We start from the raw sequence: 25,101 nt of genomic DNA on the forward strand, positions 1-25,101 counted from the left end.
TAGACCCTAATGATTAACCAGCTTCTCAAAATCAGCCCGAAATTTTTCAATACCCGAAGTGACAGCCATGGTGGAAAATTCACCCAGAGCACACAGACATTTACCCTGCATCTGCCGGGCAACGATGTTCAACAGATCAATATCATCCGGAGCAGCCTCTCCGGCCGCAATCCGCCGGGTCAGATGGCTCATCCAGTAGGTGCCTTCACGACAGGGCGTGCACTTTCCACACGATTCGTGCCGGAAGAAATGCACCGTTTTATTCACCAGCCAGGCCATGTTGACCGAATCATCCAGAATGATGACAGAAGCGGATCCCAACGGGGCATTCAAGTTTGCCTGGGTGGATTCATAATCCATAGGTGTATCCAACGCCCGGTCATCGGCGGGTACGATGACAGATGATGCTCCAGCCGACATGATCGCTTTGATGGTGCGCCCGTCCGGGATTCCTCCGCCGTGCGTAAAAATCAATTCACGAAAAGTGGTTCCGAGCGGAAGCTCATAATTACCCGGTTTATTGACACAACCGGAAAGGCTGAAAATCTTCACACCGGGAGATTTTTCAGTACCAAGGGTTTTGAACCAGGCAGCTCCCTTTTCGATGATGGGCGGGAGGTTGGTGAGCGTCTCTACATTATTGATTACGGTTGGTTTGCCAAACAGACCGAAGGTTGCTGGAAACGGCGGACGCAGCCGCGGTTGTCCCAGATGCCCCTCTATAGATTCCAACAGGGCAGTCTCTTCACCGCAGATATATGCTCCGGCACCCAGATGAGTGTGCAAACGCAGTGAATATTTTGTGCCAAACAATTTATCACCGAGCAATCCCTCAGCGTAAAGTTCTTCAATGCATGTATCCAACCGGCGGGCAATTTGCCAGAATTCTCCACGCAGATAAATGTAAGCATCATTGGCCTGCACAGCATAAGCGGCGAGCATGAGACCTTCAAGAAACTGAAATGGATTAGATTCAAGGATTTCGCGGTCTTTGAACGTACCAGGCTCTGATTCATCGGCATTGGCCACCACATAATGCGGCCACAGGTTGCCGGGAAGAAAACTCCATTTCATTCCAGTGGGAAACCCCGCCCCACCGCGTCCACGCAATCCTGAATCTTTTACTTCATTCAATACGGCAGCCGGACTCATGGTTTTAATAGCCTTTTTAATGGCTTCAAATCCGCCGTTCTTTTGATACACATCCAGTTGGTTCAGGTTGGGAATATCACGATGACGGTACAGGATGTAAGCGCTCATGCGTTTGTCCCCTCCCGTTCCGCCGCTTTCTTCTTCAACTCAGCGATAAGCTGCATCGCTGCATCCACCGTTTGATCTTCGTGATATGAAATATCCCCGTCGCCCTGAACCTGAAAGAGCGGGGCATGATGACAACCGGCCAGGCATTTGACTTCTTCGATGGTAATCAAACCATCGGCGGTGGTTTCCCCAACTTTAATGCCCAGGTTATCACAAAGATCCTGAAGAAAACGGTCTGCTCCGCGCAGGGCACAGGGTAAATCTGTGCAAACCTGAAGATGATAACGGCCGCCGGGTTCATCATGATACAACGTGTAAAACCCGACTATGGATGCCACTTCGGTTGGAGTGATTTCCAGAATTTCTGCAATTTCATCCAACGTTTTTTTCTGAATGAAGCCGTTTGTCCGCTGGGCCAGATAAAGCAGCGGCATAACAGCCGGACGTTTATTGCCCGCCGGGTAGGCAGACAGTATCTTCTGAATAGCTTCCGTGTTTTGCACAAAGAACTCGTTCACCGGTCTGAATCTCCCAGGATAACGTCAAGGCTTCCAATAATACCCACCAGGTCAGCCACAAAATGGTTGCGGGTGATTAATGGCATCACCTGCAGGTTCAACAATGAAGGTGTTCGGTAATGAATGCGCCAGGGTTTGGGTCCACCGTCGCCTTCGAGAAATACGCCGATCTCGCCGCGCGGGGATTCGGCTGTAACGTAAACACTTTCCGCCGGAGCCGGGAAACCTTCCGTCCAGAGTTTGAAATGATGGATCAGTGCTTCCATACTGACGCCGATCTCTGAACGCGGTGGCGGGACAAATTTTCGGTTACTGCTGCGGATTGGTCCACCCGGCAATTTGTTGATGGCCTGGTCAATAATCTTGATTGACTCGCGCATTTCTTGAACCCGAACGAGATAACGGGCATACACATCGCCGGCTGTCTGAGTGGGGACGGTAAAGTCATACTTCTCATAACCACTGTATGGACGAATTTTTCGCAAATCAAATGCTCTGCCTGAAGCCCTCAGTACCGGTCCGGTGATGCCATACCGGATGCAATCTTCCTGACTGATGGGGCCAATCCCCACTGTGCGTTCAAGGAAAAGGGCATTTTTGGTAAGCATAGATTCATACTCATCCAAACGACGGGGAAAAATATTGACAAAGTTACGCACCGCACCGTCAAATTCAGCCGGAACATCGCGCCACAATCCACCCGGACGAATATACGTCGTCATCATGCGCTGACCGGAGCACATTTCCATGATATCGAGGATCATCTCTCGTTCGCGCATGGCATACATAAAAACAGACATAGCCGCCAGATCCAGTGCAGATGTGCCGATCCACAAAAGGTGTGAAGAGATGCGGGTCAATTCAGCCAGAATGACACGCACAGCCTGCGCCCGTTCGGGCACATCAAGATCCACCAGTTTTTCAACGGCCATACAGTACACAAAGTTATTCCCGACATTGTTAAGATAATCCAGCCGGTCAGTCATCACTTCGGCTTTCTGGTATGTTTTCGATTCCATGTTCTTTTCCACACCGGTATGGAGGAAGCCGATATCCGGTATGCAATTCAGAACAATTTCGCCGTCGAGCTCCAATAGCAGGCGGAGAACACCATGCGTGCTGGGATGCTGCGGCCCCATGTTGAGGAGCATCGTCTCGCCGGTTAGAGCACGGCCGGTTACCAGATGCCGAAGTTCATCAATATTCGTTTCGCGGTAGTTGGAAGTTTTCTCTGTCATTCTTTTGAATAATTGCACAGGTTATTTTGCATTTGCCGGCGCATCTCGACCAGCTCCGGGAACATATAGAAAAATTGGATCTTCTGTTCGGCAATCGTATCGCCCTTTGGCACATCAGAATAAATGAAATACGTCCATGATTCGGCAATATCCTCTTCCGGGTGGGTGGCAGCATAATCAGAGACAAACTGGTCAGGGTATTTTTCATAAAAGGCATAGGCGCCATCTTCATTGACTTCGCCATTCTCATCGGGTTTGGCGTAGGATTTCCACTCATCATACAAATTCCACCAGAACTGGTTATAAAACCCGTTGATATAAGAATCTTCCCTGCTGCATCCATCTGAAGCCATGTAATACTGGCAGGTGTCGGCATAATACTTGACCTGTGAAGCACCCAACGTCAGCATATGTCCAAATTCATATACCAGGGTGGTTGACAGGGTGGCCAGATTTTCAGAATCCAGCACATCTATTTCGACTGACCAGGTATCGGGAGTGCTGCCTTCGCCGACCGAGCCAGTGATTGAGTCTTGGCCATCTGTGAACAGAATAAACTGATCGAGGTCTTTTCGCTGATCAAGCGGAATGATATCTGTAATCAATTTCCAGATGCGGTTGTGCAATTCTGAATCTTTTGTGTACTTCTTATATTCAGAAGGAATCTTCTTCCCCAAAACCGGGGAGGAGATTTTGTCACCTTTTACCGTATACGTAACCAGTGTGACTGATCCATCATCGGAATCTGGTTTTGATTTACTCCGGCTTATCGAGCGTCGGTTGTCGTTCGATGGAGATTCTTCATTACCGTAAGCTTCATCTAAATCCTTTTTCAATTCAACCAGACAGGCATCCGACGCATATTTCACAGGAACAGATGCATGGGCACTTTCAACCACAGTTCCATTTCCCGGTGGATTTTGTGATCCTACCTGATTGTCAGTAAGTATCTGAGCAGTCTCCTGAAAACTTTCGGTGGGAACAGCAGGCAAATCTGTCGGCGTTACAGCCATAGACAACGTTTTACAACTGCAAACCAGCAGGAACATGGTAAGAATCATTGATAGTTGGATCACACGGTTATGTTTCAAAGCAAATCCTGAAAGAGGACTATCGTAAAATAGTGGAACATGCCGGTTGTTTTCATTTTTCCGGCCGGGGTTTATGAACCATGATCTCTTCGGCATTAAAGTCAAATTGCACTTCTTCGTAACCCAGGGGGTAGTCTTTCCGGAGTGGATGCCCCTGCCAGTCAGCCGGCATTAAAAGCCGGCGCGGGTCAGAATGACCATCAAAACGGATGCCGAACATATCCCAAATTTCGCGTTCATGCCAGTTGGCATTGGGAAAGATTCTCTCAATTGTCGGTAATGTCGGAGCGTTGCCATCCAGAGGTACACGGATACGAAGCTGGATATTCTTTTCCATGGAATACAACTGGTAGACCACATGGAAACGTGGAGAGGTTTGCGGCCAGTAATCCACAGCCGTTTCCGCTTCCAGCATATCGAACCCGAATTCATCCTTTATACATGTAAATGCTGGGATTAAATGTTCCGGCTCAAGCAAAACTGTCACTTCACCACGGAACTCTCTAACAACCCCTGAATAACGGGCTTTCAAGTTATTCACAACATCTTGAAGACGGGAATCCATGTTTTTATCGTCCTGAACTGACCCGGATGAAGATCTCAAGCCCAAGTCTTTAGTTTTTCACCGCGAACTTTTTCATGCAACGTCATCACCCCGTGGATCAATGCTTCGGGGCGCGGAGGGCACCCGGCTACATAAACATCCACTGGAACGATTTCATCCACACCCTGCAGAATGGCGTAGTTATTAAAAACGCCCCCGCATGAGGCACAGTCGCCCATGGCAATCACCCACTTTGGATCGGGCATCTGGTCATAGAGTTGGCGCAAGACAGGAGCCATTTTACGGCTCACACGTCCGGCCACAATCATCAGGTCAGATTGACGGGGGCTGGCTCGCATGAGCTCCATACCAAACCGTGACATATCATAATTCGCCGCCTGGGCTGACATCATCTCGATGGCACAACACGCCAGTCCAAAAAGCATCGGCCACATCGAACCGGTTCTTGACCAGTTGACCACCTGTTCAAGCGTGGTGGTAACGATCCCCAGATTGCCGGCTTTTTGCTCTATTCCCATTCGAGTGCTCCTTTCTTCCAAACATAGACAAAACCGATAAGCAGAATACCGATAAATACCAGCATCTCGATAAGGGCAAACCAACCCAACTGGCGGAATACCACCGCCCAGGGAAGGAAGAACACAGTTTCAATATCAAAAAGGATAAAAAGAACCGCCACCAGATAATAACGGACGGATATGCGGCGGGTGCCTGGGCCATAGGGAATCATTCCAGATTCATAAGGGGCCGCCTTACGTTGGGTTGGCCGCCGGGGGCCGAAAAGGGCACCAATAATCAGGACCAGAAAACCCAGCACAGTTGCCAGAACAAGGAGGATGATTATGGGAAGGTAATCATTGAGCATGGCTAATCCCTACAAGTTCAGTCTTATTTGTAAGTATAGCATACAGGAAAAGTATGTGTGTTTTTTCACAAGGTTTGTAGAAGGTGTTTGGAAATTTTCCTTGCAGGGTTGAAGCAGGATGATATAAAAAGCAACAGGGGCGGGTTTGAAACCCGTCCCTGACGAAACGTTAAGGATATATCCAGATCACCGTGACGTTATGACAGATATTCGCGCAGGTTGCGGCTTCGGGTTGGGTGACGCAATTTCCGCAAAGCCTTGGCTTCAATCTGACGAATGCGCTCACGGGTCACATTAAAATATCGGCTGACTTCTTCCAGCGTATGATCTTTGCCATCAATCAGACCAAAACGCAATTCCAACACCTGCCGCTCACGCTCCGAAAGAGCCGCCAGGGCACTCTGCACCTGTTCGCGGAGCATCTCGCGGGCGGCTGCATCCATAGGTTCCAATGCTTCATCATCTTCGATAAAGTCACCCAGCTGGCTGCTTTCTTCATCACCCACCGGGCGCTCTAGAGAGACTGGTTCTTCGGCAGATTGCAATATACGTTGAACCTTGGCAGTAGCCGCCACCCAGCGGCGCATGATATCAGGATCAAGTGCACCATCACCACCCAGGAATTTGCGGATGGCATCCACATCTTTTTTATCCAACTGATCTGATTCCAATACCAGTTCTTCATTGGTTGGTTCGCGGCCCAATTTTTGCACCAGCGAGCGCTGCACCCGTAACAACCGGGTGATGGCTTCAAACAGATGCACCGGAATGCGGATGGTGCGTGCCTGTTCAGCAATATACCGGCTGATAGATTGACGAATCCACCAGGTGGCATAGGTGCTGAATTTGAAACCGCGGGTGGAGTCGAATTTGTTCACCGCACGCAACAAACCCAGATTACCTTCCTGAATCAGATCAAGGAATGAAATGCCGCGTCCCAGATACCGCTTGGCAATACTGACCACGAGGCGCAGGTTAGCCCGGATCAATTGCTGGTTGGCTTCTTCCGCCCGGTTCTTGATACCTTCCAATTCTTCATTCAGGGTTTCCACAGGTGGCAGGTTGTTTATAAAGAAATCGATGGAGGGCATCTGGCCGGTCTTGCGGATTTCATCCAGCAATTTTGCGGCTTCTTCCCCTGGCATCAGATTCAACGTTAGAAACAGGTTAAAGGCATTACGAGCCAGAGCGTCCCAGAGAGAATCTTTGCCCCACTGGCCGTTGTCGAGGTAATGACGCAGGTAAGAAGGCTCAGCGATTTGCCAGCCGCGTCTGAGCTGCTGGGCTTCCGCCAGTATAAGGCTGAGATCGGGGGGATCGCCCTGGTTGAAACTGCGGGCATCTTCAATCAGACGGTTCCAGCTTAATATCGACCGTTCGGCCAGGCAGGTAAACAGGGCGTCACAGTTCAATGCAGCGTCTGTAGAACCGACATGCTGCTGCAATGTTTCCATCAGCCGTTCCGCTTCAATCATAGCAGCCAGCCGAAATTCACTGTCGGCATCCAGCAGGTGAATCTGACCGATTTCTTTTAAATACAAACGAACCGGATCTTCTGAAAGTTCAACCGCAACCGCCGGATCTTCCAGGATTTTCAGCGGATCTTCAAGGGCAAACTCAGACCATTCATCACCTGTCTGAGCCAGCACAGAATCATCCGGTTCTTCCTGGTTGATCAAATCTTCATCGCCAGGCTGGAGGATAGGTTTCTCTAATCCATCATCCGCCCCATTTCGGCGGGTTCTCCGTCCATTGGACGGTTTCGCTACTGCCGGTTTCTTCGCACGCGTCTTTGAAGTACCTTCCGGTTTTGATACAGGCATTTCTTTCGAGATTTTTGGGCGAGGAGACATGGGTTAACTATACCATAAGGAGATTATTGGAAATTTATTTCCGGTTGCAGGGCTTTTTCAAGCCTGAAACGTTCACCTGTTAGATCTGTCATCTTTTTATTATATTCACGCAGGGATTCTCGTTCGTCTACCTGCTGCTCCTTCCATTGAGAAAGATCGGTGACCAGAAAGCGGATGGTGTCAATGGCTTCGCGAATTTGCATAAGCCGTAAGCGGGTGATCGTGTCATACAGGTCATCAAATATACGATCATCCGGAGTGTTTTCCAGACTGATCCCGGCATTAACCGCCTGCATAAATTCATTAAGTGATTCGGGTTGATGGTCAAGGAGGTAATCATGGACGCTGGTTTCTAATTGTTGTACGGCATCCACCAGCAATAAAAATGCCTCCTGTGCTTCTGTAGACTGGAAATCATCAACACTCAATAACGGAAAGTTCCTCTGTTTCAATTCGTCTTCCACAACCGAAAACAAATCTGGTTTGAATAAAAGCAGACGCAGGCAATGATTCTCCAACAGGCGTAGAGGATCCTTCCAGCCGGCGGTTCCTTCTGGTTCACGCCGGACCGGTTTTGTCTGCCGGCGTGGCGATTGCCGACCTTTAATCTGCCCGCCACTCTGCAATTGCATCAGAGACTCTTCATTTATGTGCAATTTCACAGCCAACCGTGAACGATAGGTATCCCGTTCGATGGGGCTGGCCAGGTCTTCTATAAGCGGAATGATCTGGCGGGCGATTTCGTCCTTCACCTTGGGATCATCCAGATCCCGGCCGGATGTCAGTGTATCCATCACATGCTGAACGATCGGGCGGGCTTCTTTGAGTATAGATTCCCATTCAGCGGGATTACGGAGAACCACTTCATCAGGATCCATACCTTCGGGAATGGCTGTCACACGCAGGTCTGCCCGCAGACGTGATTCTTCGTGCAGCAGGCCGCGGGCATCAAATATCATTTCATCGCCACGATCCAATGACTGGCGGGCAATTTCAAGGCCCCGCATGGTAGCTTTGGCTCCGGCTGCATCGGCATCCAATGCCAGAATCATTTTGCGCGTAAGCCGCTGCAACTGACGGAGCTGGTCTTCCGTCAATGCCGTTCCCATAGGAGAAACCGTATTGGTGAACCCGGCCTGATGCAGGATGATCACGTCAAGATAGCCTTCTACGATCACCACCTGATCTTTCTCACGTATCGATTTTCGGGCATGGTCCATGCCAAACAGCAGACGGCCCTTATCAAACAGGGTGGTTTGTGGGGAATTCAGAAATTTCGGGTTGTCATTCGGATTCAGAATGCGGGCGCCAAATCCGGCCATACGTCCCTGCGCATCGCGAATCGGAATCATGATCCGGTTGCGGAAACGATCATAGATATGTTCTTTTTCTGGATTTTCAGAGACCAGACCGGCTTCCTTAAGCTCATCCACGGTGTATCCGCGGCCCGTGAAATGGGTCATCAGGGTGTCCCAGCCTTCCGGAGCATACCCCAGACCAAAGGAGGCCAATGTTTCCATCGTAAGGCCCCGTTTGACAAGATAGTCCAATGCCGGTTTACCAATTTCATTTTTGGTAAGGAAATGCTGATAGAAAAGAACCGATTCTTCCAGTAATTGCCGAAGCCGGTTCTGGTGTTCATCCTCTTCTTTTCGCTGGGGTGTGAGAGGTTCCAGATCTACACCGGCTTTGGCAGCCAGTGTTTTCAACGCCTGCGAGAAATCACAGCCATCGCGCTTCATGACAAACTTAAAAATGTCACCGCCTTCGTTGCACTGACCAAAACAGCGCCAGGTTCCCGAATCAGGGAAAACAACAAACGCGGGAGTCCGCTTGTTTTCATGGAACGGGCAAAATCCGGTATAGTTTTTACCGGATTTCCGCAACTTTACAGAAGGAATCTCATTGACGAGATCTTCAATATGAAGTCGGGTTTTGATTTCATCAACTGCAGTCATGGATCAATCTGATTCTATCTTTTTTCAGGAAAGGTGCTAAAAGTTCGGGATGGGAATTATAGGCAATTTAGAAGGATTGAGAAGGAGAAAAAGTAATCCATGCCCGCATTTCCCATCTTTCATGGGAAAACAATATATTTATTTACCAACGAGTACTATGCTTCCTCTTTTTTTCGGAATCAAAATGGGGATGGTTGGAGAGAGACAGGCTGCCCGGAGAATCAAACAGGACAGCTTAAAAAGCTGCCCTGTTCATCATTCCGATTTTTATCCTGGCCTAGAAGCCTTCCAGCAAAGACAGATCAACAATATTTTCCGGGAGGCGGGCAATGCGCTGAAGCATGCCTAACCGGTTGGCTTTTTCCTGTAGATCTTCAGACATGACAAGAACAGCATCAAAGAACGCATTGACGGCAGGTATGGCCGGCAGGAATGTATTGAGGAAATCATCCACCGCCACCTTACCCTGTAAGGCACTTTCCATGCGGGTGATCTGGGCAAAGAGGTCTTTTTCGGAAGGTTCTTTAAGAGTGTCCGATTGCACTGAAAAGGTTTCTTTCAGGCTGCGGGTGATGCGTACACACCGAGAAAAAGCCGGCAAGATGGTGTTCCAGTCATCGCGTTGAACCCAGGCAGTGAGCTGCTGGCAGGCACGGGCGGCTCCAGCCGGGTTATTCCCCTGCCGGGCGAGGACTGCATCAACCACATCATAACGGTAACCCTGGTCTGTCAGGTAACCTTTGAGGCGGCCGGTGATAAATTCCTGGCACGCTTTCAATGAATCCTCCGACATGGCAATTGGAAGGTTGGCCGCCGCCAATTTCAAACCTTCCATCGTATCGAAGTCAAGATTCCAGGCAATTAAAGACTGCACAAAACCCAGGGCAGCCCGGCGCTGGGCATACGGATCTTTTGTTCCGGTAGGAGCCAATCCGGCGGCAAACAAGCCCGCCAGCAAATCCAACCGGTCCGCCAGACTGACAACCAGCCCGGCTTTGCTGGACGGAGCGGCATCTCCGGTGTTCTTGGGAAGGTAATGCTCCACAATGGCTTTGGCCACCGCTTCTTCTTCACCGGAGCGGCGGGCATAATATCCGCCCATCACACCTTGAAGCGATGTCATCTCAACCACCATGTGAGTGGCCAGGTCAGCTTTGCATAGATGGGCCGCACGCCGGGATATTTTTTGATCGTCCGGCGATAAACCCAATGTTCCTGTTAATCCAGCAACAAGTTTTTCAATCCGGTTGGTGCGGTCAAGCATGGAACCTAATTTGAACTGGAAAACAAGGGTGGAAAGCTGGGGAACAAAATCTTCCAATTTGAATCGGATATCTTCATTAATGAAGAAAGCGGCATCGGCAAATCTGGCGCGGATAACCTGTTCATTGCCGTCTGTGACCGTTTCGATCTTTTGATCATCGCCATTGCGCACCGCAATGAAATACGGCAGCAGACTGCCATCCGGTTTAATCACCGGGAAATAACGCTGGTGTTTCTTCATAACCGAAATTAATACTTCAGCCGGAAGTTTCAGCGATTCGGGGTCAAACTTACCAAGCAATGCCGTAGGACGTTCCACCAGATTATTAACCTCATCCAGTAGAGTCGCGTCAACCTCGGGATTTCCGCCTACAGAGACTGCCAGCCTGGAAACCTGTTCGGCAATAACCGCCCGGCGTTTGACAGGATCAAGTAGAATTCCCTGCGATTTTAAGACATCGGCATAGGCGTCTGCCGAATTGACAACGGCTTCAGGGGCTGTACCAAACCGCAATCCACGCGTGATATTTCCAGCCGTCAAACCGGCATACTGGAAGGGAATCACCTGACTGCCAATCAGAGCCACGAACCAGCGCAACGGCCGTGAGAAACCAATCTGGCTTTCATTCCAGCGCATGGTTTTATCAAATTTGATGGAAGCCACCAGATCTGCCAGGGCTGATTGAAGAACCTGACCGGCCGGTTTGCCGATTTCATGCACTTCGGCTGCCGCATAACGGCCGCCATCAATTTCCATAACCTTCAAATCTTCCGGCTTCAAACCCTTACCACGGGCAAATCCTGTGGCGGCTGGAGTGGGTTTGCCATCGGCATCAAATGCGCGGTCTGCCGGAGGGCCCTTGATGATGCTTGTCTTATCCGGCTGGCGGGGGGAAACTTTTTCCACCCGAACAACCAGACGGCGGGGAGTACCGGTTACCTGAATATCACCATGTTCCAGACGCAGGTCATTCAACACTGCCGGCATGCGTTCGGTTAACTGGGCCAGAGCAAACTGCAGATCGGCGGCGGGTAATTCTTCGGTACCAATTTCAAGTAACAGAGTCTCTGGTTTTTCTGGCGCTTTTGCAGCATCCAATGCGATGACAGACGTTTTCTTCTGGCTATTAATAGAAGCACTGTCTGCCTTGCCCCAGGGGAAACCGAGTTCCTGACGCTGGGCGACATACGCTTCTGCCACACGCCGGGCAAGATCGCGCATACGAGAAAAAAGCGCCTGACGTTCGGTCACACCCACGGCACCGCGGGTATCCAGAATGTTGAAGGTATGTGAGCACTTCAGTACATAATCATGCGCCGGCAATACCAAACCCTGTTCCAGAGACGCTTCCGCTTCGGCTTCAAACAGGTTATACATCTGGCGCAGCCGGTCAACATCGGCAATTTCGAAGTAATACTTGCTGTGTTCCCGTTCTGCCTGCAGGTTCACTTCGCCATATGTACGATCTGCACTCCACTGAATTTCACGGAAACTGCGGACGTTCTGCAATGCGATAGCAATACGTTCCAATCCGTAGGTGATCTCAACGGCATTCGGGTCGAGCACTATACCGCCTGCCTGTTGGAAGTAAGTGAACTGGGTGATTTCCTGCCCGTCAAGCCAGACTTCCCAGCCTAAACCCCAGGCACCCAGTGCGGGTGACTCCCAGTTATCTTCCACAAAACGGATATCATGTTCAGCAGGGTCAATCCCCAACGCTTTCAGTGAATCAAGGTACAGTTCCTGTGGATTACCTGGATCAGGTTTCAGGATGACCTGAAATTGATAATGCTGCTGCAGGCGGTTGGGATTTTCTCCATACCGGCCGTCGTCAGGTCGGACGGAAGGTTCCACATAGGCAACATTCCAGGGTTCAGGGCCCAACACACGCAGATATGTGGCCGGGTTCATGGTACCCGCTCCCACCTGGGTGTAATACGGCTGCCAGACCAGGCAGCCTTTTTCAGCCCAGAATTTCTCGAGGGCGAGCATGATCGATTGGAAATCGAGGGGTTTTGACATACAGACTCCAGATAAATACATTATTGGCTGGGAATTATACCGCTCGAATCGCCTCTGCGTTTTCTGATTTTTTCAAGAAATAATTTTCGTATGTCAGGTCAGTGTGTGTTGTATGAGAGTTGAACTTAAAGGATAATAAATTATCGGAAAGCCTCAGTCTAAGAAAGGGGAATATGATGAATTTGAGAAGGTTATTTACCGTGTGGTTTGTGATTGCCTTGCTTATTACAGCCTGCAATTCTATAGGAGGAAAAAATAAAGAAGCTGAAGCACCAATTCTTGAACCAAGCAAGGTAGCCGTCGCGCAGGTGAATCAGGGTAAAGCACCCACAGTATCCGCAGAAAAAAAGCTGGAATCTACCTTCCCTCTACCGGATGATGCCAACATAATTTCATCCACACCAGAAATGACAATTGCATCCACTACATTGACCATCAATGATGCCGTTAAGTTTTACCGCGATTACGCCAAATCCAACGGATTGACCGAATATGACTTGCTCACAAATATCACCGATACAATCTTCAGCATGGCCTTCCGGGTCCCCAACCAGGAAAAAGAGCTGGTTATCCAGGGAACTGTCATTTCAACGGATAATCTGACCTTAAGTCTTCGCTACGAAGAGACAGACGTGAAATAGGCAGAAAAAGCACAACGTTCAGATTTTCTGGTTTTTTCTTACTTCATTGATGAATTGGGGTGTGTTCAATTTCCGTTCCAACAGGAATGTGATGTAATACTGCAGAATGATTTCCACTTCACGTTCCACATGCGCTGCAGGAACCGCCTGCAGGAGGCGGGGATACGGTGTTCGTTGGAAATTTCGCAGGTATTTTAAGGCTTCCATTGTGATGGGGCGGGCATCAGGAACCTGACTACCGCACCGTGGACAGACTACCCCACCCTGCACGACCGAAAAAAACTGATCAGTTGGCTTGATTTCTTCTTTACACCGAACGCAATTAAATAACTGGGGACGAAAGCCCACGCAGTCAAGCAGATGCATTTCAAAAAAATGGACGGCTGGAAAAATCGGATCGCCGCGCGATAGCCGTTCCAACGTTTCTACCAGCAACATGTATAGATCGCGGTTTTCACCTTCTTCATACGAAAATCGGTCAACCAATTCCAATACATAGGCTGCTTCACCGGTTAAGACCAGGTCTTCATGTAAAGGCAGGAACAGATCAAGAGCCACCGCTTGCGTCACAATCCACAATTCATGTGACCTGGCCAGCATAAGGCTGACACGAGTAAATGGTTCAAGATGACCGGCTTTTTTTGAATGGATCCGCCTCACCCCTTTTGCCACAGCGCGGATTATGCCGGCTTCGCGGCTGAAAAGGGTTAATAAGCGATCAGCCTCGCCCATTTCGCTATGGCGAAGCACAACCGCCTCTGTTTTTAGGGAACGCGCCTGAACGGGCACAGCCTATGGCAATCGGTAATTACCAGGGTCAAAAGCCGCAGGAAGGAGGTCTTCCACAGTCATCTCACTGAGAATTTCCCCATCGGCTGAGCCCATGATTACTATCATTTTCAGATTAAATTCGGCCATTACCTGACGGCATGAACCGCAAGGCGTACCGCCGTTATTGGTCACTACGGCAATGGCTTCAAATGATCTTTCGCCTTCTGATATCGCTTTGAAAATGGCCGTCCGCTCGGCACAAATACCGTCAGTAAAATCGATATTTTCAATATTTACTCCGGTATAAATCTTACCGGTTGAGGTTAACAATGCAGCACCCACAGGATATTTGGAATACGGTGCATATGCAAACCGACGCACCTCATTCGCCTGTTTTACCAGGTTGAGTTTTGTTGCCTGATCTAATACCATCAGTCAGCCTCCGTATCAGATTTTTCTTCCGACAGTCTGTGAAGGTGCAGTTTTCGTACCCTGCGGCCGCTCACCTGCTCTACTTGAACCTGCCAGTGTTCCAGATCCAGTTTTTCACCTCCGACCGGTACTTTTCCCAGTTGGGCAACGATCACACCGCCAATGGTCTCCGCCAGATCAGGGTCCAGGTGTGTTTCAAAAACTGGATTGAATTCATCCACCGGCATCCAACCCTGAACAAGATAATAGTCTTCGTCCAATTTTTGGTATGGACGTTCTTCTGCCGGGTCATACTCATCTCGGATTTCACCAATAATTTCTTCGAGAATATCTTCGAGGGTAACCAGTCCAGCCAGTCCGCCGTATTCATCCACTACCATGGCAATGTGAATTCCGCGTTCCTGCATCTCGCGCAACAATTCATCCACTTTTTTTGTTTCAGGGACAAAGAATGCCGGGCGTACAAGTCCGGCCAGAGATTTTTGCCGTGCCATTTCATCGGTATGCTGCAAAAGGTCTTTAGCATAGAGAATACCCACAATGTTATCCAGATCATCTTCAAACACCGGAATACGAGAATGACCGGTGCGAATGAAGGCATCAATGGCATCGCTTACCGTCGTATTAACATCCAACGAGCGGACATCCAAGCGTGGGACCATAACTTCTCGACAAAGAATATCGCCAAATTCAAAGATCGATTGGATCATACGGCGTTCTTCAGGTTCCAGTCCACCAGTTTCGTTGGCAGCCGCCGCCCAGGTTTTCAATTCTTCCGCCGTTACCGGGGTCTGTCTCGGCTCATCAGGCGGATCAACGGGTTTAACACCCCGGTTAAATATCACCAGAGGTTTGAAACAAAACAAAGCAGCCCGGCTCACAAATTGAAGCCGCGCCAGCCAGATATATGGTTTACGTCTGACCAGGATGCTGGTGATCACTTCCATCAAATTAACCAGAGCCGCCCCTACAACAGCTGTGAGGACAACGGACCACCAGATCATTACATTTTCAGAGATCAACCAGCCAACTATCAAGGCAGACAGGAAAAAATACAGGAAGCTGCGTGAAATATGCAGAGCATATACGGTTTCATCCGCCCCTTTTGTCAGGCTGATGACCGATTCGGATTTTTCCTGTGGATCACTTACAGAATAAACACTGGCAGATGATTCTGCCGCCAGTGCAGCACTGACCAAAAAGTCAGCCCCTAAAAGAAGAATTATGCCAATACAGAAATACTCAACCACTTTTCTCTACTTTTTTATGATGCGGCCTTGCCGGAACTCCGACAACGACCTCTCCGGCGGGGACATCATGTGTGACCACTGAACCCGCCCCCGTGCGGGCATTTTCACCAATATTCAATGGTGCCACCAGCATGGTATCTGACCCGATAAAAACATTTTTACCAATTACGGTGGGATTTTTATGTACACCATCAAAATTACAGGTGATCGTCCCTGCGCCAATATTGGTGTCGTCACCAATATCCGCATTTCCAATATATGAGAAATGCCCCATTTTTACACCCGGGTGAAGGGTGGAATCTTTGACTTCACCAAAATTTCCCATATGGACGCCCTTCATCAGGTGGGCGCCCTTGCGCAGGTGAGCAAACGGCCCCATGCTGACGTTATCTTCTACCACAGCCTTTTCGATTACAGCCGCCAGAATTTTACAATGACTGCCTATTGTAGAATCTTCGATGATGCAATTTGGACCAATCTCCGTCTCCTCACCAATCACTGTGTTTCCTCGCAGGTGGGTATTAGGGCCAATCGTTGTATCACGTCCTATTTTTACAGAAGGACCGATGTAGGTGGAAGCCGGATCTGTGAGAGTAACGCCAAATTCCATCCACTGCCGGTTGATTCTCTGGCGTAATATGGCTTCCGCTTCAGCCAGGTGAACCCGGGTATTGATACCTATGGCTTCACTAAAATCGGGCAGGACAATGGCTTTTACAGAAAGGCCGTCTTCGCGGGCAATAGCCACCACATCTGTAAGATAGTATTCACCTTTGGCAGAGACTTTCACGCGCTTCAAAGCACCCCAAAGCCATTTAGCCTCAAAACAATAAATACTCAGATTTAATTCATGGATGGCCAATTGAGCTGGAGTGGCAGCCGCTTCTTCTACAATGGCTTGAACAGAATTATCATTTGCTCGAATGATGCGGCCAAAACCCCGCGGGTCATCAGCGAATCCGGTCAGCATAGTGATGGGACCATTGTTGGACATCTGAGCATCTACCAGGGTTTTTAGTGTTTCAGGACGAATCAGCGGCATATCGGCCGTGGTCACGACGAGATAATCGGCTTCCTCTTTGAGCAATTGCTCCGCTGTCATCACAGCATGGGCGGTTCCGAGCTGCGGTTGTTGAACCACAAACCGGGCTGCGCTGCCAACGACCTCACGAACAGAATCTGCACCGTGACCGATCACTACAACAGGTGGATTGGACGTCAGGCCAGCTACAGCATCAAGCGAGTATTTAATGAGCGGTGTTCCAGAAAGCGGATGAAGCACTTTCGGAAGGCTGGAACGCATACGGGTTCCCTGACCTGCCGCCAGGATGACCGCTGATATGACTGTTGATTTGCACATGATGTCTGCCTTTTAAGTCAAAAATGCCCCGCGGCAACCGCGAAGCGCTGATGGGAAATTCTTAGCTGGGGCACCTGGATTCGAACCAAGATCCACAGATCCAAAGTCTGGTGTGCTGCCGTTGCACTATGCCCCAATTCAGCCCGGTTACCCGGTAGGCTGGATTTTATCACAAGTTTAGGCTGCCTGCCTGGAAAGCTGATATGCGAACCTTACAGTTTCTATTTTTTGGGATGCTCAGATGGAATCAGTCCCATACTGGCGGCTTTATCGAAATCAATTGTTTCCGGGTTTTCCGCCTTTGTTTTTTCTGCACTTCCGGCTTCCCAGAAGTCATCCACAGATTTATTATCAGCCGGCTTACTTGCGGCTTTTTCCAGTTTTAATTCATCCGTATTCAATGTTGCCAATCTCTCTTTTCTCGTTTCTTCTGTTTCCACCGGTGGATGAGGAATTGTCGGCACCGGCAATAAGGCGAGTAGATTCAGGATAAATTGAAGGCTGTCTCGTGAACCATAGAAAGCAGCAGCAGCCTTGCCAGCTTCCGCCGATTGAATTCCACTCGCGAAAAACAACCAGACAAAAAACTTGCCGATATGCATCATAAACATATCTGCCAGCCGGCCCGAAAGTGACAGCATACCCAGCGTGGTTGTCTCCTCCGGTTGGTGGGCAACCCGTTTTAACGATTCAATCAGAATTGTAGAAGCATCGATCAGTTCTGATGAGAATTTGTAATCTTCCACAATCCCTTTTGAATACAGAATCTGACCCGTCATCGTGGTTAATGCCATGCCCTGGGCGCCGCTTTCCTTCAAAAGCTTAAGCAGGCGCTGTTCCAGGTCTTTCATGGATGCCAGATCTTCAGGTGAAATTCGGCTCTTGGGAACATCCGGAATTTTCGGAGGTTTTTGTGGTTCGGGGGCAGATTCCCTGGCTGGAGGTGTAAGACCAATCGGAGCTGTTACCAGGCGGGAGACGAGCTGCGCCTTTGTTGGGCGGTCATCCGTTTCCTCCTGACTGAGGTCAGATAAGAGATTGTCTATCTTCGTCATAAGGAGTGGCAGTTCAATTGGTTTACGGTAGAACGCATCAACACCAGCGGCGCGCGTACGCTCCGTCAATCCAGCTTCGGCCAGACCAGACACAGCGATGATCTTGATTTTCGGGAAACGCTGTCGAATACGACGGATTAATTCCGTGCCGGAAATGCCTGGTAGACGCAGGTCTGTAATCACCAGGTCGAAACGGGTTTTCAGAACTTCCAACCAGGCTTCCTCTCCTGAGAGGTAAACCGTCACCTGCAGGGGGATTTGCATAGTCGCAAGAGCGTCTTTTACCAGATTTGCGAATTCTGGAGCGTCATCAACTATGAGGATACGCCTTGTTTGCATATCTTAATTATATATTGGAACTTCCTTATTAAGGGTTTACATGCCAGCAGGCTGCCCAATGCATTGGTTCAGTTTCAATAAAAGCAGGCTCTTTCTCTTTGCAGATTTCTTTGGCAAACTGGCAGCGCGGATGGAATCGGCACCCGGTTGGCGGATTCAACGGACTGGGAACATCACCTTTAAGGATGATTCGCTCCCGTTTGCCGCGGGCGCCCGGAATAGGGATGGCGGAAAGTAATGCCTGGGTATATGGATGCAAAGGTCTACGATACAGGTCTTCACGGCCAGAGAGTTCCACCATCTTCCCAAGGTACATTACCGCCACGCGGTCAGAAATGTGTTCTACTACACTCAGATTATGAGCAATGAACAGGTAAGTCAGACCAAATTCCTGTTGAAGATCACGCAATAGGTTTAATACCTGCGATTGGATTGACACATCGAGCGCAGAAACCGGTTCATCACAGACAATAAATTGAGGGTTAAGTGCAAGAGCGCGGGCGATGCCAATCCGCTGGCGTTGACCGCCAGAAAATTCATGCGGAAACCGGCGGGCATGATATTCTTCCAAACCAACCCGTTTTAACATGGTGATGGTGGCATCGTACTGCTCTTTGGCAGAACCAATGTTGTGGATTTTCAAGCCCTCCATCACAGAGTCACCAATGGGGACACGCGGATCGAGAGAACCATACGGGTCCTGGAAGATGATCTGCATATTGCGCCGAATTTCTTTTAAATCACGGCCTTTAAGGCTGAAAACGTCTTTACCGTTGAAAAACATACTGCCGGAAGTTGGTTCTGTGAGACGCAGAATGGTACGTCCGATGGTTGTCTTCCCGCAGCCGGATTCGCCGACCATACCCAGAGTCTCACCCTGTTTGATCGTGAATGATACATCGTCTACCGCCTGAACGCAGGCAACTTCACGTTGCAGGATTCCGCCCCGTACAGGAAAATGTTTGGTTAAATGCTCGACCCGGATTAAATCAGGCCTTTCGGCATATGACTGCTCTGCCATGTGTCTCTCCAAATTAACTGATCTTAATAGGGGCTTGATGACCGGTTGTAGATTGATACAACCAACAGCGGACAAGATGACCTGGCTGAATTTCTTCCAACGATGGTTTCTGTTGTGAGCAAATATCCAGGTTGTATTTTTCTCTCAAGCGGCAGCGAGGGGCAAAACGACAGCCGGCCGGCAGATCAATCAGGTTGGGAACATTTCCAGGAATCACTTCCAGGCGATCTGCCACCCTTCCCAGCACCGGAATGGAACCGATCAATCCCTGAGAGTATGGATGATATGGCTTTTCAAAAAGTACATCCACTTTACATTGTTCAACGATTTGACCGGCATACATGACAGCCACACGATCAGCCATATCTGAGATTACGCCCAGATCATGGGTGATCAGAATGATGGATGCGCCGGTCTTTTTACGAAGATCAAGCATAAGATCAAGGATCTGCGCTTGAATGGTTACATCGAGTGCCGTTGTGGGTTCATCAGCAATTAAAAGGCGCGGATTCAAGGCCAGACCCATGGCAATCATCACGCGCTGTGCCTGTCCACCTGACATCTCATGAGGAAAAGCGCTGGCTTTTTTTGCCGGATCGGGTATACCAACCAGCCTCAGAAGTTCAACGGCTCGTTCCCAGGCCTTTTCATGGGGCATGTTCTGGTGAATTTCCAAGACTTCAGATACTTGATCACCCGCCGTAAAGACCGGATTCAGACTGGTTTGAGGTTGCTGGAAGATCATGGACAGGCGGTTGCCGCGCATTTTCACCATTTCAGCTTCGGGCATTTTCAGCAAATCCTGGCCTTCAAAAAGAATTTCTCCAGACACGATTTTGCCAGGAACGCCTACCAGACGCATAATCGAAAATGATGTGACGCTTTTGCCGCAACCTGATTCCCCGACCAACCCTAAAATTTCCCCCGGAAAGACTTCGAAATCAACACCATCAACAGCCTTCACCACGCCATCATCTGTGTAGAAGTAAGTGTGAAGGTCTTTGACCTGTAAAAGAGGGTCAGAATTTTCCATATTGTTCCCTTACCTGGGGCAAGTCTGCCCATAATCAAATGATTCGATGCCATACAGAGCAGACCGGGAAGAAACATCCATATCCAACCCGCAAAAATCCGGGCGGGCGGCGGCAATCTTCAAATGAAAATATAACGGAATGGCCGGAAGGTCATCGGAGAATTGTTTTTGAACGGCTGCCACTGCAGATTGAATTTCAGCCTGGTCAGTACCGGTTGAACGCGCCATCTGGCAGTTCGTATCAAATGTGGTATTTGAATAACCGCCTAAATTAATCCCCATCCACTGGTTTGCCGCTGTGGGTATCTGAGAGGTGGTGAACAGATCACATGGGAGACGTTGGCCAGCCTGCCAGGCGATTTGCGCAAGGTCAAACTTGCGTCCAAATAATTCGCCATTGGGGGCTGTTGCATACATTTCTTCAGGTGACACAGTCTTCACATTGATTTGGATACCGCAGGCAGATGCCGATTCAGCCAGTACCTTCACAATTTCTTGACGGAGATAGGCATTGGTCACCAGATAATTGACTGACAACTTGGTGCCATCCGGTACACCCGGAATGGAATAAGCCACCCGCGGTGTAGACGGATTCGAGTCATCATCCTTCCAACCAACCTCATCAAGAAGTTTGGAGCCAGCGTCACTATCATACGGATAATGTGTCAGATCTTTGGCAGCCAGGGGGCTATCCGGCGGCATAAATCCATCTGGAATAATGGATTGTTCCAGGAGTTGTTTGTTAACCGCCTTATCGCGATTAAAACAGTAGGCAAAAGCCTTCCGGGTGCGAACATCGCCAAAAAAGTCTGCACGGTCGCCGGTGGCTATGGAAATGCCATCGGCATACGAAGCCGGAACGATATTGAAGACAATTTGTTCCCATTCAGGACCCTGACCGACAAACGCTTTTATTTTGCCGGCTTTCTGGGCATCCAGAACCTGTTCGAGCATCGCTTCCAGGCCGGCAGAAGGATCAACCAGGTCACAATCACCCTTCTGAAGAGCCGCCAGATTGTTATCCGCCTGAGTTCCCAGGAATTTATACGTCAAGGTATCAAATTTAGGAAGCCCTTCCGAAGCACGGAAATACTTCGGATTCTTCTTCAAGGTGATGTGATCACCTTTGATCCATTCAGAAATTACATACGGTCCCCAACCCATTGGTTTCTCAGAAGATTCAGGGGCGGTAAGCAAATCGGCTGGTTTGATATTTTCCCAGGCATGTTTGGGCAACGGAAGAAAGAAATTTTGCTGATAGAGGGCATCCAGATAACCGGGGATACCCGTCCACTTGACTGTGGAAGCATCCACAGCTTCATACGTGGCTGTACGGTCAGTGACATAATGGTCTACCGGAGTGGAGGTATCAGCCGCCAGTTGGTAGGAATATACTGAATCTTCCGCTTTTAGGGGAGTGCCATCTGACCAGGTCAGACCGTCCTTCAACTGGTACGTAGCTGTCAACCGGTCCATCTTTAATTCTGTAAGGCCGTCCCAGGTAACTGTACATTCTGCTGAATGGCAGCCGGTAGGATAAACGGTTACCCCTTTGGTCAGAGCCTTGACTTCATTAGAGGTGGTCAAAACTGGATCACCTTCCACTGGCGTGACGGTTTCAATAACCGCATCACCATCTGCCACAGACGGCAATTTCTTCAGAATGACCGGAGTGGGCGTGAATTTTACGGTATCTATGGGGCCATCGTAAACTGCTTCAAGGACGCTCCAGGCTGATTGTACCGGGCTGGCATATGGATAAAGGGAAGCCGGTTCCTGAGCCAGGCATACTGTCAGTTTCTTCTCAGCTGGTGCGGCTGCTGTGGCTGTTGGGATGACGAAGGTCGGGATAACACCGATTGTCGCAACAGAAGTTGGAATCGGGGTAGATGCCGGCTGGCAAGATGAAAGCAGTACCAGCACAGGAATAGCGACTTTCAGGGTATGGGTAAGAGATTTTATCTGTATGGGATTTTTATGCATTTGTTTTCTATACAAGAAAGCGGATGCAGACAGGCTGCATCCGCCTTATCCTTAATACCGCGTATTATACGTCTTTTTTGTGGGATTCACGAAATTAATAACAGCAGATGGAGGAAAATTTCATTTGATCAGTCCTTTTCCTCGTCCACCGGAGGAGCCGCCTGTCCATAATCGAGTACCTCGCGAACCTGACTACCTGGTTGGGAAGGGCCGATGATGCCGCTCTCTTCCATGGTATCAATCAGACGGGCAGCCCGGCCGTAACCAATGCGCAATCGCCGCTGAAGCATGGATATGGATGCCCGTCCGAGAGTGCGAACGAGATCCACCGCTTCATCGTACATTGGGTCGGATGATGGTGTCTTGCCATCATCCCATAAATCAGGCTGGCGAAGGGGAGTGGTAGGCAGAGTCGGCATGGGTACAGAAAGCGGGGCTGTTGACCTGCCTTCCACAGCCGCATCGGCGGCTGCCATCTTCCAATGATCCACCAGACGGTTGATCTCGGCATCGGCCGTATATACACCCTGCAAACGAACAGGCGCAGGAGCATCAGGAGCCAGGAAGAGCATATCACCGCGGCCCAGTAGACGCTCGGCGCCGGGCTGGTCCAAAATGACCCGACTGTCTGTATTTGATGTCACTGTGAAGGCGATACGGGCCGGAAAATTGGCCTTGATTAAACCTGTCACTACGTTCACAGATGGACGCTGGGTCGCCAGGATTAAATGAATTCCGGTTGCACGGGCCAGTTGTGCCAGCCGGGTGATGCTTTTTTCCGTTTCTTCACCGGCGATCATCATCAAATCAGCCAGTTCATCCACCATTACCACGATATACGGAAGTTTATCGGTATTTGTGTTGTTATATTCGGCAATGTTGCGCACCCGGCATTTGGCAAAGCGTTCATAACGGCTTTCCATCTCGCGGATCATCCACTGAAGGACGGCTGGAACCTTGGCAGCATCGGTGATCACTGGCGCAAGAAGATGTGGCAGGTGGTTATAACCGCTCATTTCCACCCGTTTTGGATCCACCAATACCAACCGGAGGGTCTCTGGAGTGTTGTTCAACAGCAGGCAGGTGAGAATAGAATTCTCACAGACAGATTTACCTGAACCGGTAGTACCGGCAATCAACAGGTGAGGCATGGATGTCAGATCGGCAACAATGGGTTTGCCGGAAACATCCTTTCCAAGGGCAATCCGCAATGGACTGCGCATCTTTTTGAAGGCATCGCTTTCCACCAGCTCATGAAGTGCTACCTTGCTGGTTTCTTCATTCGGAATCTCTATCCCCACAAAGCCGCGGCCGGGAACCGGCGCCTGAATGCGGATACGCTGGGCAGAAAGAGCCAGTGCCAGGTCATCAGCCAGACTGACGATTTTGGAAACGCGTACACGAGTACGGCCGTTTCGAGTTTCGATGAAATCGGGTTCCACACCATACTGGGTGACAGTGGGACCGCGTTGAATATCGACCACATGCACAGGGGCGCTGAACAGACGCAATGTCTCTTCAATTTTGTTCGCACGATCTGTATCAATATAACCCTGGATGAAGACCGGTTCAGCCGGGTCGAGAATATCATCAATTCTTGGCAAAACCCAGGGTGATTTTGAGGCCTCAACCGGTGTCATCGGCGGCGGTGTGTGATCCTCACGTTCTTCCACCTGACGGACCGCTAGAGTCACAGCCTTTTTTACAGCCGGTTTTCGGTTTGGCAGATTGTTTAGAGGATGAAAACCCGGAGGCAAAGGTCCAGAGGATCCAACGGTAGGCTGCGGCTGTGATGATAGTCCGGCGGATTCCATAACAGCAGAAACGGGTGAAGCATCGATGGTATCACGCACCTGCTGGCGAAGCCGGTAGATTACTTCTTTGAACAAAGGAGGTGGAAGCTGTAAGGCAAAAGAACCGGCCACCAGCATCCAGACCATCAGAATCAATAGAGCACCGGGAAGTCCCAGTCCGGCAGTCAACAAGCGTTCAAAAAACGCACCGAGGTAACCACCGCCTTGCCCTTCAAAAGCCATTTCCCAGCCACCACCGGCCAGAAGATGTATCCATGAAAGCAGGTTTATATACAAAAAGAATATTCCCGCCGCGCGGCTGGTTGTGAGCGGCGGCAGGGTTTCAAGACTGCGAAGAACCAGCCAGAAACCAACTATCAGCAGACCGAATGGCAGGGCATACATTCCCCAGCCGGTCAACCGGCTGATCACCACCACCCACTGTGCTGAGACTTCGGCATCCTGTTCTGTGATCAAACACACCAATGTCAGGAGACCGATGACAATACAGCTTGCCCCGACAATATCCAGACGCCGATCTGGAGATAGGTCTTTCCATTTTGGAATTTGAGCCCAGATCGTTTTTATGCCATTCCATAACCGGCCTGATTTCATACCGTTTACCATGCGAACTGTAGCATGCGGCTGGCGGTGACTGTTCTTTTTTACCTGTGGTGCCGGTTTTTTTGTAGCCCTTCCGGGACGAACCGGGCTGGAAACATTTTTTACAACTCTGGTTACAGGTTTAACCATGATTCGGCTCCCTGCATGAAAGTAACTGTTTTGTAT

At 49.6% G+C, this 25,101-nt stretch carries 20 protein-coding genes and 1 tRNA gene; 1 reads left to right on the forward strand and 20 read right to left on the reverse strand.

All coding sequences use genetic code 11. The annotated features are described in order from the left end of the window. Window positions 1-6: 6 nt before the first annotated feature. The 10 genes from nuoF to glyS all read right to left on the reverse strand — a co-directional run bounded on the left by nuoF (window position 7) and on the right by glyS (window position 12,634). Window positions 7-1,260, reverse strand: a complete 1,254-nt coding sequence (nuoF, locus tag LTAR_RS12145; RefSeq protein WP_062422503.1) for an NADH-quinone oxidoreductase subunit NuoF — start codon at window positions 1,258-1,260, stop codon at window positions 7-9. Next, entirely contained in the window at window positions 1,257-1,778 is a 522-nt protein-coding gene (locus LTAR_RS12150) for an NADH-quinone oxidoreductase subunit NuoE family protein (protein ID WP_062422504.1), read from the reverse strand. Before LTAR_RS12150 ends, nuoF begins: the two co-directional genes overlap by 4 nt. Then, window positions 1,775-3,016 carry an NADH dehydrogenase (quinone) subunit D gene (gene nuoD, locus LTAR_RS12155; RefSeq protein ID WP_062422505.1) on the reverse strand — a complete coding sequence of 414 codons (1,242 nt, stop codon included), beginning with the start codon at window positions 3,014-3,016 and terminating at the stop codon, window positions 1,775-1,777. Before nuoD ends, LTAR_RS12150 begins: the two co-directional genes overlap by 4 nt. Beyond that, window positions 3,013-4,107 carry a hypothetical protein gene (locus LTAR_RS12160; RefSeq protein WP_062532003.1) on the reverse strand — a complete coding sequence of 365 codons (1,095 nt, stop codon included), beginning with the start codon at window positions 4,105-4,107 and terminating at the stop codon, window positions 3,013-3,015. The genes nuoD and LTAR_RS12160 overlap by 4 nt, the downstream gene beginning before the upstream one ends. A 52-nt stretch (window positions 4,108-4,159) precedes the next feature. Further along, complete coding sequence (locus tag LTAR_RS12165) at window positions 4,160-4,672, reverse strand: NADH-quinone oxidoreductase subunit C (RefSeq protein ID WP_062422507.1); 513 nt, start codon at window positions 4,670-4,672, stop codon at window positions 4,160-4,162. A 35-nt stretch (window positions 4,673-4,707) separates the two neighbouring features. Beyond that, window positions 4,708-5,190, reverse strand: a complete 483-nt coding sequence (locus LTAR_RS12170; RefSeq protein WP_062422508.1) for an NADH-quinone oxidoreductase subunit B — start codon at window positions 5,188-5,190, stop codon at window positions 4,708-4,710. Beyond that, window positions 5,181-5,537, reverse strand: coding sequence for an NADH-quinone oxidoreductase subunit A (locus tag LTAR_RS12175; protein ID WP_062422509.1), 357 nt, complete (start codon window positions 5,535-5,537; stop codon window positions 5,181-5,183). Before LTAR_RS12175 ends, LTAR_RS12170 begins: the two co-directional genes overlap by 10 nt. A 197-nt stretch (window positions 5,538-5,734) precedes the next feature. Next, window positions 5,735-7,360: a sigma-70 family RNA polymerase sigma factor gene (locus LTAR_RS17595; RefSeq protein ID WP_158423440.1), complete on the reverse strand. Its 1,626-nt coding sequence runs from the start codon at window positions 7,358-7,360 to the stop codon at window positions 5,735-5,737. 53 nt (window positions 7,361-7,413) lie between these two features. After that, entirely contained in the window at window positions 7,414-9,348 is a 1,935-nt protein-coding gene (gene dnaG, locus LTAR_RS12185) for a DNA primase (RefSeq protein ID WP_062422511.1), read from the reverse strand. A gap of 277 nt (window positions 9,349-9,625) precedes the next feature. Beyond that, window positions 9,626-12,634, reverse strand: coding sequence for a glycine--tRNA ligase subunit beta (gene glyS, locus LTAR_RS12190; protein ID WP_062422512.1), 3,009 nt, complete (start codon window positions 12,632-12,634; stop codon window positions 9,626-9,628). Between the two features lie 173 nt (window positions 12,635-12,807). Here glyS and LTAR_RS12195 point away from each other — a divergent pair, with 173 nt between their 5' ends. Next, window positions 12,808-13,275, forward strand: a complete 468-nt coding sequence (locus tag LTAR_RS12195; protein ID WP_139044541.1) for a hypothetical protein — start codon at window positions 12,808-12,810, stop codon at window positions 13,273-13,275. 18 nt (window positions 13,276-13,293) lie between these two features. On the opposite strand, the gene recO is transcribed toward LTAR_RS12195, so the two are convergent. From recO to LTAR_RS12245, 10 genes are all read right to left on the reverse strand, one after another. Beyond that, the gene (gene recO, locus LTAR_RS12200) at window positions 13,294-14,064 is read right to left on the reverse strand and encodes a DNA repair protein RecO (RefSeq protein WP_269079270.1); all 771 of its coding nucleotides are present in this window, start codon (window positions 14,062-14,064) and stop codon (window positions 13,294-13,296) included. A gap of 3 nt (window positions 14,065-14,067) precedes the next feature. After that, complete coding sequence (locus tag LTAR_RS12205) at window positions 14,068-14,478, reverse strand: cytidine deaminase (RefSeq protein WP_062422515.1); 411 nt, start codon at window positions 14,476-14,478, stop codon at window positions 14,068-14,070. Continuing rightward, window positions 14,478-15,728, reverse strand: a complete 1,251-nt coding sequence (locus tag LTAR_RS12210) for a hemolysin family protein (RefSeq protein ID WP_062422516.1) — start codon at window positions 15,726-15,728, stop codon at window positions 14,478-14,480. Before LTAR_RS12210 ends, LTAR_RS12205 begins: the two co-directional genes overlap by 1 nt. Beyond that, complete coding sequence (glmU, locus tag LTAR_RS12215) at window positions 15,721-17,088, reverse strand: bifunctional UDP-N-acetylglucosamine diphosphorylase/glucosamine-1-phosphate N-acetyltransferase GlmU (protein ID WP_081419964.1); 1,368 nt, start codon at window positions 17,086-17,088, stop codon at window positions 15,721-15,723. Before glmU ends, LTAR_RS12210 begins: the two co-directional genes overlap by 8 nt. 65 nt (window positions 17,089-17,153) lie before the next feature. Continuing rightward, window positions 17,154-17,224, reverse strand: a tRNA-Gln gene (locus tag LTAR_RS12220). Between the two features lie 85 nt (window positions 17,225-17,309). Then, window positions 17,310-18,482 carry a response regulator gene (locus LTAR_RS12225; RefSeq protein WP_062422517.1) on the reverse strand — a complete coding sequence of 391 codons (1,173 nt, stop codon included), beginning with the start codon at window positions 18,480-18,482 and terminating at the stop codon, window positions 17,310-17,312. A 28-nt stretch (window positions 18,483-18,510) separates the two neighbouring features. Further along, a complete protein-coding gene (locus LTAR_RS12230; RefSeq protein WP_062422518.1) occupies window positions 18,511-19,503 on the reverse strand; it encodes an ABC transporter ATP-binding protein in 993 nt (330 codons plus the stop codon). Window positions 19,504-19,516: 13 nt separating this feature from the next. Continuing rightward, window positions 19,517-20,536: an ABC transporter ATP-binding protein gene (locus LTAR_RS12235; RefSeq protein WP_062422519.1), complete on the reverse strand. Its 1,020-nt coding sequence runs from the start codon at window positions 20,534-20,536 to the stop codon at window positions 19,517-19,519. A gap of 9 nt (window positions 20,537-20,545) precedes the next feature. Then, entirely contained in the window at window positions 20,546-22,519 is a 1,974-nt protein-coding gene (locus LTAR_RS12240; protein WP_062422520.1) for an ABC transporter substrate-binding protein, read from the reverse strand. Window positions 22,520-22,647: 128 nt separating this feature from the next. Further along, window positions 22,648-25,065 (reverse strand): FtsK/SpoIIIE family DNA translocase, encoded by a 2,418-nt coding sequence (locus LTAR_RS12245; protein WP_062422521.1) that lies wholly within the window; start codon window positions 25,063-25,065, stop codon window positions 22,648-22,650. Window positions 25,066-25,101 lie beyond the last annotated feature (36 nt).

It is taken from the genome of Leptolinea tardivitalis, from assembly GCF_001050275.1.
Lineage (GTDB): Bacteria > Chloroflexota > Anaerolineae > Anaerolineales > Anaerolineaceae > Leptolinea > Leptolinea tardivitalis.

Excerpts from the sequence above, each read along its gene's own strand:
- LTAR_RS12170 (WP_062422508.1), bottom strand. The coding sequence starts at position 5,190 with ATGGGAATAGAGCAAAAAGCCGGCAATCTGGGGATCGTTACCACCACG.
- LTAR_RS12225 (WP_062422517.1), bottom strand. The coding sequence starts at position 18,482 with ATGCAAACAAGGCGTATCCTCATAGTTGATGACGCTCCAGAATTCGCA.
- LTAR_RS12235 (WP_062422519.1), bottom strand. The coding sequence starts at position 20,536 with ATGGAAAATTCTGACCCTCTTTTACAGGTCAAAGACCTTCACACTTAC.
- LTAR_RS12175 (WP_062422509.1), bottom strand. The coding sequence starts at position 5,537 with ATGCTCAATGATTACCTTCCCATAATCATCCTCCTTGTTCTGGCAACT.
- LTAR_RS12240 (WP_062422520.1), bottom strand. The coding sequence starts at position 22,519 with ATGCATAAAAATCCCATACAGATAAAATCTCTTACCCATACCCTGAAA.
- LTAR_RS12245 (WP_062422521.1), bottom strand. The coding sequence starts at position 25,065 with ATGGTTAAACCTGTAACCAGAGTTGTAAAAAATGTTTCCAGCCCGGTT.
- LTAR_RS17595 (WP_158423440.1), bottom strand. The coding sequence starts at position 7,360 with ATGCCTGTATCAAAACCGGAAGGTACTTCAAAGACGCGTGCGAAGAAA.
- LTAR_RS12165 (WP_062422507.1), bottom strand. The coding sequence starts at position 4,672 with ATGGATTCCCGTCTTCAAGATGTTGTGAATAACTTGAAAGCCCGTTAT.
- LTAR_RS12195 (WP_139044541.1), top strand. The coding sequence starts at position 12,808 with ATGATGAATTTGAGAAGGTTATTTACCGTGTGGTTTGTGATTGCCTTG.
- glyS (WP_062422512.1), bottom strand. The coding sequence starts at position 12,634 with ATGTCAAAACCCCTCGATTTCCAATCGATCATGCTCGCCCTCGAGAAA.
- nuoF (WP_062422503.1), bottom strand. The coding sequence starts at position 1,260 with ATGAGCGCTTACATCCTGTACCGTCATCGTGATATTCCCAACCTGAAC.
- nuoD (WP_062422505.1), bottom strand. The coding sequence starts at position 3,016 with ATGACAGAGAAAACTTCCAACTACCGCGAAACGAATATTGATGAACTT.
- LTAR_RS12230 (WP_062422518.1), bottom strand. The coding sequence starts at position 19,503 with ATGGCAGAGCAGTCATATGCCGAAAGGCCTGATTTAATCCGGGTCGAG.
- glmU (WP_081419964.1), bottom strand. The coding sequence starts at position 17,088 with ATGTGCAAATCAACAGTCATATCAGCGGTCATCCTGGCGGCAGGTCAG.
- dnaG (WP_062422511.1), bottom strand. The coding sequence starts at position 9,348 with ATGACTGCAGTTGATGAAATCAAAACCCGACTTCATATTGAAGATCTC.
- LTAR_RS12205 (WP_062422515.1), bottom strand. The coding sequence starts at position 14,478 with ATGGTATTAGATCAGGCAACAAAACTCAACCTGGTAAAACAGGCGAAT.